General features: G+C 47.8%; 15 protein-coding genes and 2 tRNA genes. 4 read left to right on the top strand and 13 right to left on the bottom strand.

What is annotated here, in order from left to right; all coding sequences use genetic code 11:
• Positions 1-37: 37 nt before the first annotated feature.
• The 9 genes from FKW31_RS04310 to FKW31_RS04270 form a co-directional block, all read right to left on the bottom strand.
• A complete protein-coding gene (locus tag FKW31_RS04310; RefSeq protein ID WP_150177909.1) occupies positions 38-2,212 on the bottom strand; it encodes a hypothetical protein in 2,175 nt (724 codons plus the stop codon).
• 154 nt (positions 2,213-2,366) lie between these two features.
• Positions 2,367-3,518, bottom strand: coding sequence for a UDP-galactopyranose mutase (gene glf / locus FKW31_RS04305; protein WP_063354306.1), 1,152 nt, complete (start codon positions 3,516-3,518; stop codon positions 2,367-2,369).
• Between the two features lie 241 nt (positions 3,519-3,759).
• Entirely contained in the window at positions 3,760-4,506 is a 747-nt protein-coding gene (locus FKW31_RS04300; protein ID WP_081461449.1) for a DUF4422 domain-containing protein, read from the bottom strand.
• Positions 4,507-4,693: 187 nt separating this feature from the next.
• Entirely contained in the window at positions 4,694-6,442 is a 1,749-nt protein-coding gene (locus FKW31_RS04295; protein WP_193562041.1) for a glycosyltransferase, read from the bottom strand.
• Positions 6,443-6,529: 87 nt separating this feature from the next.
• Positions 6,530-6,606, bottom strand: a tRNA-Arg gene (locus FKW31_RS04290).
• A 36-nt stretch (positions 6,607-6,642) separates the two neighbouring features.
• Entirely contained in the window at positions 6,643-6,948 is a 306-nt protein-coding gene (locus tag FKW31_RS04285; RefSeq protein WP_035350573.1) for an ETC complex I subunit, read from the bottom strand.
• Positions 6,949-6,971: 23 nt separating this feature from the next.
• Positions 6,972-7,048: transfer RNA gene (locus FKW31_RS04280), tRNA-Pro, on the bottom strand.
• A gap of 58 nt (positions 7,049-7,106) precedes the next feature.
• Positions 7,107-7,592, bottom strand: a complete 486-nt coding sequence (gene gpt, locus FKW31_RS04275; RefSeq protein WP_006116452.1) for a xanthine phosphoribosyltransferase — start codon at positions 7,590-7,592, stop codon at positions 7,107-7,109.
• 59 nt (positions 7,593-7,651) lie between these two features.
• Positions 7,652-9,037 (bottom strand): glycosyltransferase family 1 protein, encoded by a 1,386-nt coding sequence (locus tag FKW31_RS04270; protein ID WP_150177907.1) that lies wholly within the window; start codon positions 9,035-9,037, stop codon positions 7,652-7,654.
• Between the two features lie 83 nt (positions 9,038-9,120).
• On the opposite strand from FKW31_RS04270, the gene upp reads away from it, so the two are divergent.
• Positions 9,121-9,789 carry a uracil phosphoribosyltransferase gene (upp, locus tag FKW31_RS04260; protein ID WP_006116450.1) on the top strand — a complete coding sequence of 223 codons (669 nt, stop codon included), beginning with the start codon at positions 9,121-9,123 and terminating at the stop codon, positions 9,787-9,789.
• A 39-nt stretch (positions 9,790-9,828) separates the two neighbouring features.
• Positions 9,829-10,080: a hypothetical protein gene (locus FKW31_RS04255; protein WP_035350566.1), complete on the top strand. Its 252-nt coding sequence runs from the start codon at positions 9,829-9,831 to the stop codon at positions 10,078-10,080.
• A 90-nt stretch (positions 10,081-10,170) separates the two neighbouring features.
• Here FKW31_RS04255 and FKW31_RS04250 read toward each other — a convergent pair whose 3' ends face one another.
• Both FKW31_RS04250 and FKW31_RS04245 read right to left on the bottom strand, forming a co-directional pair.
• Entirely contained in the window at positions 10,171-10,416 is a 246-nt protein-coding gene (locus FKW31_RS04250) for a hypothetical protein (RefSeq protein WP_035350564.1), read from the bottom strand.
• Positions 10,417-10,551: 135 nt separating this feature from the next.
• Positions 10,552-11,892, bottom strand: coding sequence for a UDP-glucose/GDP-mannose dehydrogenase family protein (locus FKW31_RS04245; protein ID WP_006116447.1), 1,341 nt, complete (start codon positions 11,890-11,892; stop codon positions 10,552-10,554).
• A 278-nt stretch (positions 11,893-12,170) separates the two neighbouring features.
• Here FKW31_RS04245 and FKW31_RS04240 point away from each other — a divergent pair, with 278 nt between their 5' ends.
• Positions 12,171-12,509 carry a P-II family nitrogen regulator gene (locus FKW31_RS04240; RefSeq protein WP_003625731.1) on the top strand — a complete coding sequence of 113 codons (339 nt, stop codon included), beginning with the start codon at positions 12,171-12,173 and terminating at the stop codon, positions 12,507-12,509.
• 84 nt (positions 12,510-12,593) lie between these two features.
• Here the strand turns inward: FKW31_RS04240 and cysE are convergent, their stop codons facing one another.
• Positions 12,594-13,463 carry a serine O-acetyltransferase gene (gene cysE, locus FKW31_RS04235; protein ID WP_003625733.1) on the bottom strand — a complete coding sequence of 290 codons (870 nt, stop codon included), beginning with the start codon at positions 13,461-13,463 and terminating at the stop codon, positions 12,594-12,596.
• Between the two features lie 2 nt (positions 13,464-13,465).
• Positions 13,466-14,716, bottom strand: a complete 1,251-nt coding sequence (locus tag FKW31_RS04230) for a UbiH/UbiF/VisC/COQ6 family ubiquinone biosynthesis hydroxylase (protein ID WP_081461448.1) — start codon at positions 14,714-14,716, stop codon at positions 13,466-13,468.
• A gap of 368 nt (positions 14,717-15,084) precedes the next feature.
• Here FKW31_RS04230 and FKW31_RS04225 point away from each other — a divergent pair, with 368 nt between their 5' ends.
• On the top strand, positions 15,085-15,648 hold the full coding sequence (locus FKW31_RS04225; RefSeq protein ID WP_231621146.1) for a DedA family protein: 564 nt from the start codon (positions 15,085-15,087) through the stop codon (positions 15,646-15,648).
• Positions 15,649-16,013: the final 365 nt, after the last annotated feature.

Raw genomic sequence — 16,013 nt, 5'->3', positions numbered from 1 at the left:
AAAAAGCCCGGCAAAAATATTGCCGGGCTTTTTAGTATCAGCGCATTTGCAGAATAAGCTGCAATTTTCGCTCTCTGCTGAGTTGCCACAAAAAGACCACCAACCCTAACACCCCCATCAGCAGGCAAACCAAAGCCAGCGGCCATGTGTGCGGGAAATAGGAAACTGTCAGCTTACCAGAACATCCTGCTGGTACATCCACCTGCACCAAAACATCCTGAAAACCACTTACGTTTACTTTACAATTCAAACCTTGCGCGGTGTAACCCGGCCACCACTGGCGAGACAAAACCATCTGCATGGGCGCTGTATGCGCTGGCACAGAAAACGTCATGCTATTTGCTGTCTCACGCTCCACTGTCACGCCTGTTTGCGTGGAATACGCCAGATTGGCTGGATACGTTTTGGGCGTAGAAAGATACAGCATTCCAGACTGTGCTGTAGCAACCTTATGGTATCCGCAGGCCAGAAAATCATGATGATATTTCTGATAGGTATCGGAAGACACCACCATGCTGCTAACGGCAAACAGATCAAACAAACAGGGATTACCGGGCAGCATAACAGCAGATGCCAGTTTGGGAATAATATCATCCGGTTTGAAAATGGTATGAGACGTATCGTGCGTTAAAACGGCATCGGTATAATCCTGCCCATTGGGAGAATAACCATTGAGCGCACGGATATTGTAATACCCAAACAAGCTTGATTGCAGATCTGCCGCTTCCTTTGGATGCTCTCTACTCCAAGGCACAAATGAAAGCAGATTACCCTGCATATTCACTGAGGCAGGAACAGAAACATGAGAAGGCAGTACATTCACCGGCAAATAAATCCTCCCCAGAGAAGGCATGCTGGCGAGCATCAGCAACAGGGAAAATACTGGTATAGCCGCTGGAATAATAAGCCCAATATCTTTGCCGGTTATTTTCTTGCTTCTGGCATATAAAAACCACACCGCTACCAACGCAATGCTTGTTAAAAGCTCCAAAGCAACAACTTTGGGACGCTCAAATACATTTTTGGAAGCCGAAACAACAAACAGCAAAGCGGTAATTCCAAAAAATACATTCCGTCTCGCAGAACTTTCAACAATGTCCTTTTTTGAAAAAACATAGAATGTCGTAATTGCTGCAAATACAGAAACATACGGCACAAAACGCAAAGGCCAACGTAAAATACCCATTTGCGAAGGCATAAGAGCCAAAGCCGTTGTTATACCCAAAATAACCAAACAGGCTGCCAGAATACGATCACGCACAGAAGTACGGAAGAAAATTGCAACCGGCAACGCAAACAGTGTGGAAAACCCAACAGGTATAAAAACAGACTTATACCCACCAAAATAATTCATGAATTCATAATAAGTTGGAGAGAACGTTACCAGTAACTGAGAAAGGCTGGGCACCATAAAATTATCTGCATTCTCCCACCCTGTTGCACGGTTAAGCAGCGGATGCAGATACACGTATTCTGAATACACAGGAATGGCGGCTATGCCTGCCAATAACAAAGGCACACAACGCCGGAACAGAACCTTTATGGGATCTCCATATGCCAGATCCACACAACTAAAGCCTGCCACAACAGCCAGATAACCAATAAACCCATGCGGCCAGCCAGAGGCCAGAAGCACAAGTGTTGCAGCAAAATTAGCTATAACTGCCCCTGTGGTCATACGTTGGCGCAATTGGCAGTACGTTGCAATGGCCAGCAAAGACCACGCATGCCCATTAGCAGCGTTCCACCATGGCCCGGCATATTGATATAAAAATACTGGGTTGATTGCGATAGAAAACCCAAGCAACAAAGAAATATCGCGCGATATTTCCAAGCTGCGACCTATAATATAACCGGAAATGCAGCAGATAAAAACGTTACATAAAGCATAAAACCACCCCGTAATAAGCGGATTGGTTGTAAGGCACGTTACCAAAGATGCCAGAATATTCTGCGGCGCAAAAATACCACGCTGCAATTCTACCATTGCGTTATCACCAATAAAAATATTCTTGGTGATGAACGGAATTTCTCCAGATAACCATGTCTGCCCATACTGGCGCAGAAACCCCAGATACTCGTTCTGGGCATCATCTATGGTAAAAAAGGACGGAAAGCGAACCTCGCATATCCCCACCACAAAGCACGACACCAGCAAAGCGTAAAAAACAGCTAAAAAACCGTTTTTTACGAAACTATTGTTTCTTGACATATCAGACCAAAAAAAATGGAATACCTTTCTCTTTTTCAACAGAAAGCGCCAAAATTATCAATAAAAACTAAATAAATTTTACGAAACCGCATAAAAAAACACCCATACAAATATATTGCATGGGTGTTTCATAAAATATTACAGAAAATTACTATCAGGTAGGATCAACAAAAAACGCAGGAAGTGAAAGTTCCGAAGCCTGCAATGCCGTGTCGATCACATCGCACGCAGCCAGCGCTTCCTTGATGGTAACATCCATATCCAGATAACGGTACGTGCCCAAACGCCCCATAAAGGACACGCCTTTTTCTGCACGTGCCAGCTCGATATAGCTTTCGAGCATCTTCTTTTCGTTTACCAACCGGATCGGGTAGTAAGGAATATCGTTTTCACCCGCCAGACGACTGTATTCACGGAAACAAACCGTTTTGGAGAACTTGTCCTGTTCCCACGGGGCAAAGTGTTTGTGTTCAGAAATACGCGTATAAGGCACTTCTTCATTACAGTAGTTGATAACCGCGGTGCCCTGATGATCGCCATCATCTACAAAGCGTTCAAAATCCAGCGTTCTGTACCCTAGGCGGCCCAGACGGAAACCAAAATACCGATCAATCGGCCCCGTATAGAATACGTGCTGAAAATCTTCTTTCAGGCTTTCAAAAGAACTGCCCAACCGGACATCAATGCCTTCAACGTTCAGGATATTCTGCACAATGGCAGTATAACCTTCTTCTGGCATGCCCTGATACGGATGGTTGAAATAGTTATCATCATAATTGAAGCGCAAAGGCAGGCGCTTGAGAATGGAAGCCGGAAGCTGCGTAGGCTCTAGCCCCCACTGCTTGCGCGTATATCCATAAAAGAATGCCCGATACAGATCCGGACCAATCATGCTCAGTGCCTGTTCTTCAAAGGACTGAGGGTTAGTAATGCTTTTATCCGCTTTGCTTTCAATAAAAGTACGCGCTTCCTTCGGCCCCATTGTAGTACCGAAGAACTGGTTAATGGTCAGCAGGTTAACAGGCAGCGTATAGACGTGCTCGTTAGAAATGGCTTTCACACGGTTTACATAAGGCTTGAACGTGCCAAATTTCTGCACGTAAGCCCATGTACGCTCATCTGCGGTGTGGAAAATATGAGGCCCATATTTATGCACCATAACACCGGTTTCAGCATCACGCTCCGTGTAACAATTCCCACCAATATGGGAGCGTTCATCCACGACCACCACTTTATGACCGCGCTCTGCCAGATGACGGGCAATAACGGCACCACTAAATCCAGCGCCCACAACACAAAATGTCATACGTTTTTCAACCCTTCAGCCCTAACTTTAACAACAAACAATACCAGTTTAATCTTTGAAGAATGTATATCCCTTTACCACACTTTGGCCAACAACTTGCCTAAGCTGATCAGGCGTTAAAGTTTTTCGTACATGAAGCCTATAATATAACAAGCCTATAATATAACCAAAGCAAGTGGCACGTCATAGGAAAGGAGGCCCCATAAATATGGAGCCTCCTTTCCTGCAGAACTACATAAACTTAAAGAAATTCAACAACAGGACGTTCCTCAATTAAGAGCTTGTCCCTATTATGCAGCAACCAGACGCCCATAATTCTTTCCGAAATAAAGCCAAAAATTCTTTTTTGATAATCAGTATAATTATTGAAAAATTTCAAATCAGCCAAAGGAAGAAGTATTGAGAAAAGCCATTCACAGTATCTATCAACAACAGCTTTCTTACCAACAAACATGTTGTATCGGTAAATAGCACACTCCTCTCTCATGAAAAATCTATACGCATCCATATATTCTGGGTGCAATCTTTGTATCATTCTTTCAACAAGGAACATGTCATCAATATTATGGTACAATCTATAGTTATGCAAAACGTTCCCTACATCCTGCTTCAAAGAAACCACAAGATCGACATCACCCATAAGGTAGTCAAAATCATTCCCTGCGGCTATTTCTTCTCTTTCAATCTTTTCATCTGGATTAGACGGGGTCTTATAAAACAGATTATTTCCATACGTTTTTTTTGCAAAAAAACGTCGATAATGACTCAATCCAACAATGTCGGACGTTTTGTCATTTTTCCACATCCAATATAAGGCTGTTAATTCACAGAAGCAGTAATTGAGATCAGATATATTTTGCCCTGTATCATCACCCATGAAATTTGTTACTATATTCTTATTCTTTTTCCCACATAACATTGGAGTATAAATATTATCAATAGGATTTTGAAAGTTATCGTGGCAAGCGGTGTATATTGTTACTTTCATAATTACCTCGATGAGCAAAATCTTATCTTATAATAGAAAAATGCAAATATTAAAAGACTCAATCCATCAACAGTAAAGTACATTGATTTCCAAAAAGATCCCCCTCAAAAACCTTTTCGAAAAGCCCCGCAAAATAAAAAATAATACATTCATGTGTAAACAACATTAAATACAAATATTAATTATTTTATTTATAAACAGATATCCAAAAATTTCGACTGCATAATGTAGATAGTTTACTTCTATACGACTTCCTCAAAAACGGTGTCTTCAAAATAAATATAATACTTGTTTTGAAAAAAGCCCATGTAAGAGCCAACAATCGGAACCTGTTAAGTTCCACCTCAAAAATATCTGAACTTTCATATTTACGATAAACAATGCGCTGATGTCTGAATGTCAGCCCCAGTAACCCGCTCGTGTATTCTCCTACATATACCGGTTTTTTATATAAAGCCCATCCTGGCAGAAGATGCCCGTTTAAACTCATGAGCCTCACACATCTCCTCAATTTTGTTTCTAATTGTCCTTCATAATGAAACGGATGTGATTGAAAATATGCAGGTTCTTTACATTGCACAGCTTCTTTTTGGATACGCTTGGCAAGGGGCATAAAATCCAGATTTTGCCGCCAGAAATCAGCCCCTTGGCTTACATCTTGAAATGCCAGCAAAATAGCCTGCGCACTTTGATACCTGCATGACAATGCACACCATAAAAAAGCGAGCCCCATCATTTTTACAGCCGGTAATGCGCGCCCTTGCCCCACCATAAGGTAGATAGCCAAGGATGCCCGCATACCCAAGTAACGGGTAAAAGCACTTTCCTTGCTCAAAAAGTGTTCAGAAAAACAGGCAATACCATTTACCGTAACAATATTAAAACGGTTCATCAGGCCAAAAAGCGCATCATCCCCTCTCACAAAAAAGGGAAATGGATAGGCTGATACGGCATCTAGCCTGAACGCAAAAAACCACCATCCACCATAAACGGGCTTGCCTGTATCCTGCTCCAGATTCAGCAGATTTTCTATAGGCCTAACGTCTTCACCTTTATGTAAAGGACGAAACACCCCCGCTGAGAATTCAGCCCCCTTTTCCTGCACACTCCATGGCTTTTGATCGTCCAGCAAGGTACCTGCCAAGCCGATGCGCCTATCTACACTGTAAGCCAACATAGCGTAGCAACGCCGTATAGCTTCAACCTCGCAGGAAATATCATCATCCATGAACAGACAGTGGGTAAAGGTGCCTTGCTCATGCAGATATAAGAGGCCGCGCGCAAAACCACCGCTGCCGCCGTAATTATGATTTTTGATAACCTTGGCCCCCGGCACCTCCGCCGGATCAAGGTTGGCTGAATTATCTATAACAATAAAATGGATCACATCCTGATAGGCAGGATCTTGCAAAAGCGCCTTTTGCACCCGCTGGATGGAATTACGTACATATTGTTGCCGATTAAAATGCGTGATGACAACACCCAACTGAGGCGCCTGCACCATGGGCGAGGATGTTGCAAAATATACGGCCTCTACCGTGCACTCTGACTGAGCCGTTACACTACAATACAGCAGGCCTTCAGATAATGTAGGCCACGCTGATATTTCCTCTGCGCAGCGTATTTCGCCCTCAATTTCTTTGCTCCAAAGAGGTGTGACAACATCTGCCTTGGAACGATGAAAAAGCGTTACCTCACCTTGCCCGCGTATATGCAAGCTCAACAGCAGGCGACTTACACCACCAGCCTGTTTCCACTTTTTTACGGAAAACGCATTGTAAAATGTATCAAAAGTAAATGCCTGCCCCATCTTTAGCCGAAAGGCTGAGGAAGATGTATCAGCCACACGCTCTGGCAGCGCAGGACGTGCGTACATTGCATCGCATTGCTCCAGCCCTTCAGTTGGCAAGATAAGACGATGCAAAACCGTAAGCATGACAGCACTTTCAAACGGAGCGTGAAAAGACACATCCGGCTTTAGCGCACACAAACGCCTACTGCACCCTGTATTTTAGGAAAAAATTGGCGCGCCCTGCTGGATTCGAACCAGCGACCCACAGCTTAGAAGGCTGTTGCTCTATCCAACTGAGCTAAGGGCGCTTTACGCCCTACGCATAATAGGGAAAAGCAAGAAAATCAATGCGTCCAGTTTTGGATGCGATCATAACGGAAGTTATCTGCATATACTTTGGGGCGACGCATACGCGGTGCTGTTTCTTCCACCACATACGCAATGTGTTCGCGTTGCGCATAAGCTTCCGCAGCTTCACGGCTATCAAAATACAAATGTATTTGAGATTGTGGATCTGCGCTACCAGTCCACCCCATAAGGGCGCTCTGCTTACGTGGAGCAGATTGACCGTATTCAAAAACCCACTCTCTGGTGCCAGCCAAACCTGACTGACCAGCAGGCTTTGACTGCCTATAAATACGCGCTGGCATGATGTTGCCTCCCGCTTTATTTATGGTCGGGGCGCCCGGACTCGAACCGGGGGCCTCGTGTACCCAAAACACGCGCGCTACCAGGCTGCGCCACGCCCCGAACTGAGCGCTTGTTTAAGCGCCTATTCGGAGTATGGCAACCCTCTGATGATAAAAAATCAGTCAACCATGCTTTTTTTGCTTTTTGCCAGCGGTGGCACAAACAAAGGCGCCGTATCCCACGGGAACAAAACCCAGGTATCCTGCGGCACTTCTGTAATAAACAGATCTGTCAGTTCCTTACCGGCAGGTTTGGCATACAGGCATGCAAAATAGGCTTTGGGCAGTTTTTCACGCACCACACGGGCCGTCACACCAGAATCAACCAGATCATCAATAATCAGAAAACCTTCTCCATCACCGGCGGCAACGGGCTCCTTAATAATCTGGGGCTTGCCCATATTTTCTTCATCATACGTCACGACAGAAATGGTTTCTATCAGACGGCACCCTAGTTCACGCGCAGCAATAGCTGCGGGAATCAACCCTCCGCGTGTTACCGCCACAATGCCTTTAATGGGCATTTTAGGCATCAGCGCCTCTGCTAACGCACGTGCATCACGATGCAACTGATCCCATGTTACCGTGGCATAATTCACAGCCATTCAAGCGTTCCCTTTTCCATCCATTCTGCAAACAATGCTTCTGTCGTGCCGTCGGGTCATTACATGACTGTTTGCCACAAAGTCTCGGCGGCTCGGCTCCAACCTATGGGCCGAAAACGTGTCTTTATCTGTTGCTCCATAGCTGCCAGGCGCTGCGGCTGATCCAGAACGTTACGTACAAGCTCCAATGCCTGCGATGCGTTATCAGGGTCAAACATTTCTGTCAGCCCCATCCCTGCTTCTGGCAGGGAAGACGCAGCAGACGTCAAGCAGGGCTTTCCCCAATGTAGGCTTTCTGTCACCGGTAGGCCCCAGCCTTCATAAAATGAAGGAAAAATTGTAAACCGCGCCTGCTTATAAAGCTGCGCCATACAGCTATCAGATGGCCTATCTACCCACACAACGTGCCCATTCAGCCACGCGCTATTTTCAAGCTGCTGCAACAGATCGTCCACCAGCCACCCCTGCCCGCCAGCAATCACCAACTTCGGCACGGTATTGGCTGGCCGTTCCTGCAACAACCGCCGCCATACTCTTACTAAAAGCGCATGATTTTTACGCACTTCCAGTGTGCCAGCACATAAAACATAAGGCCCCAACTGCTTTATCTGCTCTTGAACAGAAGGAGGTGCGCTTGCCGGATCTGCCTTAGAAAACCCGCACCCCATAGGCACTACAATAACGGGAACAGAAAGCGGCTTGCCGCTGCGTTGTGCATAAGACAACACATCTTTCTGGGTAGATTCGGAATTCGCAAAAATAACATCGCATTCCGGCACAACCTGCTCATACCAACGCCGAAATACAGCAGGCAAACCGGGCTGGCACCATTCTGGCCACAAAAGCGGCACCAGATCATGCACCAAAACCCCAATACGCATGCCGTATTGCTGCCGACACTGCCGCAACAGTTTTTGATACATGGCATGAGACCATGATGCCCCTAGCGAAAGCAGGATATCCCCCTTTTGAGGAGAAAAAGCTTGTTCCTGTGCACTAAAATCATCTTTTTTGTGCAAATTATGAGAAGCCAGTTCCCATAAGCCGCGCACAAGCATTCCTCCTGCCTGCATCGCACTCTGGGTATTTCTGATCAGCTTACCAGCAGGAACGCGTACAGAAACTGGCACATGCTGCCCACATTTTTGAAGCAAACTTTGGTTTGTAAGGTGTGAAGTAGAAAGGCTGCGTATCTGCATGCTTTCTGGTTGCCCAGCCCCCTGCCCACTCAGGGCTTGCCAAACCGCCTGCACCTGCGCCCAAGACACCACCACAAAGCCTGTACCCTGAATAGTGTGCCGCACAAAACCAATGTGGCCAGCCATACGCGGATCAACCATAAAAGCTGCACAAATTTCCAGCACAACGCGTTGAATACCCGTAAGCCGTGCACCTGCTTGTGCAAAGGCAAACAGATCTTCCACATCCATCCAGATACGCTTCATGATGGCCTTCCTTTTTTCTAACCGCACGATCTGGATAAAACATATTCTGCATCTGCAAGAAAACGTGGCAGACGCGCTTTTCCATGATTATAGAGGGTTGCATGACAAGTCATGCTGTTACTCCCCTCCCCCCTCTTGTGCTGGATCATCCGCTTATCAAGCACAAATTGACCCATTTGCGACGCGCAGAAACCTCTACTGCCGGTTTTCGTCGGCTTGTGCGCGAACTAAGCTTGCTGATGTGCTACGAAGCCACCCGCGAGTTGCCATTAGAGCCAGTAGAAATCCAAACGCCTCTGGAACCCATGATGGGTGAGCAACTGGCTGGGCCAGATGTGTGCTTTATTTCCATCCTGCGTGCTGGCAATGGGCTTTTAGATGGCATGCTGGACTTGGTGCCATTTGCACCGGTTGGCCATATTGGTTTGTACCGTGACCCCGAAACACTGGAAGCTGTAGAATATTATCTTAAGCTTCCCTCTCAGGTTTCTTCCCGCCGCTGTATTGTTGTTGATCCCATGTTGGCTACAGGGCACAGCGCGGCAGCCGCCATTACGCGGTTGAAGGAAAAAGGAGCACGCAAGCTACTGTTTACCTGCCTGCTTTCTACCCCAGAAGGCATTGCCTGCTTGCAAAAAGCGCATCCAGACGTGCAGATTATGACATGTTCTATTGATCGCGGTTTGGATGAACACAGTTACATCGTTCCCGGCTTGGGTGATGCTGGTGATCGCCTTTTTGGCACACGTTAAGCGCTTGCCCCTTGGCATGCATTTTTGTGGATACGTGATATGAAATTGAAATCCGCTACCGTTCTTGCTGGCCTTCTGCTTGCTCTTACTGCCTGCCATGAACAGCCAGCATCAGACAGCAGCCCCTTGTTCCATGACAAGGCGCACCAGAAGGCCCCTCCGCCCATTATTGAAGATGAAGATGAAAACCCCCATGGTGGCCCTGCCTTAGATGAAAATGATGGCTACCGCCCAGACTCATCTAAAGCAAGCGGGCCTTACATGGGAACGGGGGCTGGCGGCTCACCGTAATATCTCAACGGTTACATTACACTTTTCATAAAGCCCTATTCCTGCAACTTCTGTGTCTTACTGGAATAGGGCTTTCATTTATTACCAAACTTACTCATCAATTTCTGGCACACTGCCAATACGTTCCAAAAATTCTGGTTCTCCATAATCACCAGCTTCTTCATCCACCTGCATACGCACCACCAGTGCTCCGGCCACAGAAAGAACGCCTGCTCGCACCTTTTCTATCCGGCGATGCGCATCTTCCAGATTACGGCACAGAATGGCAGATCCACCTTCTAACTTCGTGCCCCGCCAAACAAATGGCTGAAAAACGATATGTTCAGACAAAGACATGAGACCCTCCTCAGCTTTTTCTGTTCTATATTTGTTCACATAAAAATTGCAAGTGCAATTAAAATAGGTTCCATAAAAAAGCCGTGGCCCTTACGCTAGGCCACGGCTTTCTAAGTATTGCGCTGCTGTATGGCGTTACGGACGCCCAACAGACAGATACGAAAAACCAGATTCACGCATAACAGCAGGATCAAAAATATTGCGCAAATCTACAATAATTTTATTTCGCATACGTTGCGCCAAAGCATCTGGTGAAATGGATCGGAACTGCTCCCACTCTGTTAAAACTACCAAAACGTCAGCATCCTGTGCGGTTGCCAACGCATTTTCACAGTATGTTGTTTCTGGTGGCAAAAGAGATTTGGCGGCATCCATGCCAACCGGATCATAAGCCTGCAAGCGTGCCCCGCCCTCAGCCAAACGGTGCAAAATGGGAATGGAAGCTGATTCCCGCATATCATCTGTTTCAGGCTTGAAGGTCAGGCCCAGTACAGCCACGGTCTTATTGTTTACCGAACCACCACACGCCGCAATAATGCGGCCCGCCATGGCAGCTTTACGAGCCTCATTCACCTGCACTGTGGTTTCTACTAAACGACACCCGCTTTGGGCTTCCTGCGCGATGCGGGAAAGAGCCAGCGTATCTTTGGGGAAGCAGGAACCACCATAACCGGGGCCAGCATTTAAAAAGCGGCTGCCAATACGATCATCCAGCCCCATTCCGTAAGCCAGCTCCTGCACGTTGGCCCCTAATTTTTCACACAGATCGGCCATTTCATTAATGAAAGAAATCTTCATGGCCAAAAAGGAGTTGGACGCATATTTGGTCAGCTCTGCCGTTTCCAGACCGGTAAAGACCAATGGTGCATCAATTTTCTTCAGCGGTTCATAAACCCGCTGCATAACAGCTTCGGCACGGCGTGCGCGTTCTGGCTGTTTTTGATCCAACCCGATGATAACCCGATCTGGGCGCATACAATCATCAATAGCGCTGCCCTCACGCAGGAACTCAGGATTGGAGGCTACATCAAAATCCAGATCCGGGCGGGTGGCGCGAATAATTTCAGCTATTCTACGGCTACTGCCCACTGGCACTGTAGATTTGGTGACAATAACGGCATAGCCGGTAAGAGCTTGTGCAATCTGCCGGGCCGCTGCGTGTACATATTGCAGATCCGCTGCACCATCCCCATTCCGTGGCGGCGTGCCCACGGCAATAAAAACAGCCTCTGCGCCAGCAACAGCCTGTGCAATATCATCCCCAAAAGTCAGGCGTCCGGCACGTGCATTGGTTTCAACCAACACATCCAAGCCCGGTTCATAAATAGGGATACGACCTTCGCGCAAAGCAGAAAGGCGGTCTGGATTTGTTTCCACCACAGCAACATGCAGCCCAAATTCAGCAAAACATGCGCCGGAAACCAGTCCAACATATCCGCCACCAATCATGGCTATACGCACGAGCAACTCTCCCATCCTGCCATAAGGTCACACCCTGCTTTATGTACAAATATCAGGGGAACTCAACAGCGGCATCAATGCCCTGTGCAGCCAACATACGCAATGTGAAAAGGTAAATATTGGTTTTTGTCTGTTACTTTACCCCGTTTACACCCCGAAAAATGAAAGGCATGCGCCTATACGCCAAGTGGAGCCTTCACATTTACGCTCACCAAATATTCGCCTAGCGCAAGTCAATTTAATATGTCACTATCGAAACGGAATAGACGGACATTTAATGGAGTAAAGAGCGCATGAAACTGGTTACTGCGATTATCAAGCCTTTCAAACTTGATGACGTGCGCGAAGCTCTGGCCCCTTTAGGTATTCAGGGGTTAACAGTTTCTGAAGTGAAGGGCTTTGGTCGGCAACGCGGCCAGACCGAGATTTATCGTGGTGCAGAATATCGCATCAGTTTTCTGCCCAAGATCAAGGTTGAAATTGTTATCAAAGATGACATGGAAGACATGGTTGTGGAGGCCATTGCCACAGCAGCGCATACTGGCAAAATTGGTGATGGCAAAATTTTTGTAAGTGATATTTCACGCGCTGTTCGTATTCGCACCAAAGAATCTGGCGAAAGTGCTCTGTAAGAAAGTTTTCACGCGCTACGTTACTTTAAAAATACATTACTGAAGGAAAATATATTCCCTTCAGTAATGTCCTTTTGCTTCCAATCAAATAATATAATCAATTGGCGGCAGTGTCTGATCCATATTCAGGGCGGGCATGCGCCCGGTATGGCGCACACCAACCTTACGGGCTGGGTTACCTACAACCGTTGTAAAGGGCGGCACGGGTTCCAGCACAATGGAACCAGCTCCAATTTTGGCACCCTCACCAATTTCAATATTCCCCAAAACCTTGGCACCGGCACCAATCAACACGCCACGCCGCACCTTAGGGTGCCTGTCTCCAGAATGCTTGCCTGTGCCACCCAGTGTGACGTTTTGCAGAATGGAAACATCATCTTCGATAATGCAGGTTTCCCCTACAACAATGCCCGTACCGTGATCGAATAAAATACGCCGACCAAGGCGCGCTGATGGGTGAATATCGACAGCAAACAACTCCGATGCGCGGCTTTGCAGATGTAACGCCAGATGCCGCCGCCCCTCTGCCCACAACCAATGCGCCACCCGATATGTTTGAACTGCCTGATAGCCTTTAAAGAACAGAAACGGCGTTACAAAATCCGGGCAGGCGGGATCTCTTTCTCGAATCGCCAGTAGATCAGCCGCGGCGGCACATACAATATCCGGCTCTGCATCAAAGCCTTCTTTAACAAGCTCCGCCAAAGCATCGGATGCCACAGACCGATCCCCCAACTTGCGCCCGATCAACGCCGCCAGTGCAGAAGAAAAATCCGAATGACTACGCACGCCCGTCGCCAGCAACCCTTTCACCAACGGATCATGGCAAACACAGGCCTGCTGTGTCATCTGTTGCCACAGAACATTTAGCTGAGGCGCGCAGATTGAGCTGTCTTCATCAAAATGGCTGGCTTTAACGGCAGCCTGAGCGCCGTCATGCGTTGCTGCATCCATTTTTACAATCCCATAGCGTGCTTTACAAAGGCTTTACGCAAGGCGGGCAAACGGTTCACCCCCGCAATACCCACATCACGCGCAAACCTTAAAACTGGATTATTGTTACTGAACAGCCTGTCCAGCACATCGGTTGCTGCAAGCATAAGCATGTTGGCTGGGCGGCATTCTGCCTGATAACGCGCCAGCAACTCAGGCGCTCCCAGATCTTTGCCGTGATGATGTGCTGCAATCAAAATCTTGCTTAGCGCAATAATATCGCGAAAACCCAAATTAAGCCCCTGCCCGGCTATGGGATGGATACCATGCGCGGCATCTCCCACCAGAACCATGCGGGTATCCGTATAACGTTGGGCATACTGGGCAGACAGAGGATACGTCCACCGCCGCCCCACAGGCTTGACCTGCCCTAAACGATTATTGCCCATCCGGCGCTGAAGCTGCATGGCAAACACATCGTCCGGCAATGCGGCAAAACGCTCTGCCAAGCCATCATGATCGCTCCAGACAATAGCGGACATGTAAGGGTGTTCTTCATTCCCTGGCAAAGGAAGTTGCGCAAATGGCCCTGCGGGTAGGAAATGCTCAAGCGCGCTGTTATCATGCGGGAATTCATGCGCAATGGCGCAAACAATAGCCGTTTGCCCATAAGACAAGCGCGTAAGCGGAATGCCAGCCTGAGAGCGCAAACGGCTTTTACGCCCATCAGCCGCCACAATCAGCTTTGCCTTAAAACTGCGCCCGTCATGCAGGGTTACTGTTGCCCCTTCCTTATGCCGCACAATACTGGCTTCAGCCGGGGCCAGCAGTGTAATTTCTGGCGTAGTGTGCAGGCTGGCGTTTAACGCTACACGCAAAGAGCGTGCCTCAATCATCCATCCAAATGGCTGATTGGCATCTTCCCGCGTGAACTCCAGAAATAACGGTGATGCGGGCTCACCCGGCCGCCCATCCGTTACAAGAATATCCTCAATCGGGCAGGATGGCAGAGGCAGAGCCTCCCACACACCGGCTTCTTCCAGATACGCTTTGGGGCCAGCAGCAATAGCATAGGCCCGGCCATCAAAATCTGGGTCTTCCATGGGCGGCAGATCCGCCTTGTCCACCACAGCCACTTTGATACCCGCCTGCGCCAAGTGGCACGCCAAGGTTCCCCCAACAGGCCCAGCACCAATAATGCAGACATCTACATCTGAAATGGGCATCTGCGCGTGTGCTGCCGCTGCGGGCTCAGCATGGGCTGTCTGATGCATAGGTTCGTTCCTTAGCTCATAAGCGCCACACGTTGGGGCGCATCTTCTCCAATTCAGGAACAGTCTATACACCAGCCCCCTGCTCTTGTAATGAATTTGTATCAAACAACCAAAAAAGTCATGACATTACAGGTAGTTAGGTTCTCCTGAAAATCCACATAACACCCAGCAAATCCATAATGGCTGAAGGTGCAATCTTGCCATGCGCGAAAGTCACTAGCCCGTTTTTTTGGATTCCATCATGGTTTGCCAGCTTTTTCACGCTTCATTGAACACTCTAAGGATTATTTCCCCTGCTTGAGCATCTCGACTATCTGCTGCAGCATTATGGATATGGAATTATCACCATCATTGTCATGATGGAGAGCATGGGCCTGCCCTTACCAGCAGAAACCTGCATTATCACGGCTGCGCTTTACAGCCTTAAAACCCACCATCTGGGTATTGAGGGCATTACTGCGGCTGCGATTTTGGGGGCCATTATCGGAGATAATTTCGGTTATCTGATCGGGCGCCATGTTGGGCTACCGCTTTTACAGAAACATGGCGCAAAAATTGGCCTGACAGCAGATCGCCTCCTGTTAGGGGAATATCTGTTTCACCATCATGGCGATGCCATTGTTTTCTTTGGGCGCTTTATCTCTGTTGCACGCGTGTTTGTGGCATTGCTTGCAGGAGCCTGCCAATTGCGCTGGCCGCGCTTTATGCTGTTTAATGCCCTTGGTGGCACTTGCTGGGCTGGTGGCTATGCTATTGGCACGTACATTCTGGGCAATCAGATTACCAAATTGTCCGGAACAGTCGGAACATGCGTGGGCGTTATTGGGATTATCTGCATTATCGGGAGCGCCATCTTCCTTAAAAAGAACGAGAAAAAGCTTATGCAGCGCGCCCTTGCTGAAGCCAAGACAGGCCAGTTCCCCCCAGCCTGAAAGGTGTATGCTGATACTACCCTAGAAAATTATAAATTTTTACCCTAAATGCCTTTGCCTCTGCACGCTTTCCAAATTCCATTGGCAAACACGTAAGGTAAAGAAAGCACACAATATGAGATGGTTTAGATCCCGCCTGATATGTCGCCTTCTTGGCCACAAATGGTCACCTTGGCAGCGTGAAAATTCATGGGGCAACAATACAGAGTTTTTGCACCGCCACTGCCTGCGACATGGATGTTTGGCTACCGAGAAAAAGGATCAGGCACAGTAGGAGGCTGGGCCTTCTGCGTTGGCGGCATGGCTTACCAAGGCGGCGTGCATGGCAGCGGTAAAGGCCACCATGCAGGAAAAAAGAAGGTTAC

The organism is Acetobacter sp. DmW_136, from assembly GCF_008690365.1.
GTDB classification, from domain to species: domain Bacteria; phylum Pseudomonadota; class Alphaproteobacteria; order Acetobacterales; family Acetobacteraceae; genus Acetobacter; species Acetobacter oryzifermentans.
Note: the sequence above shows the minus strand (reverse complement) of the source record. Positions and strands in the feature narration are given on the sequence as shown.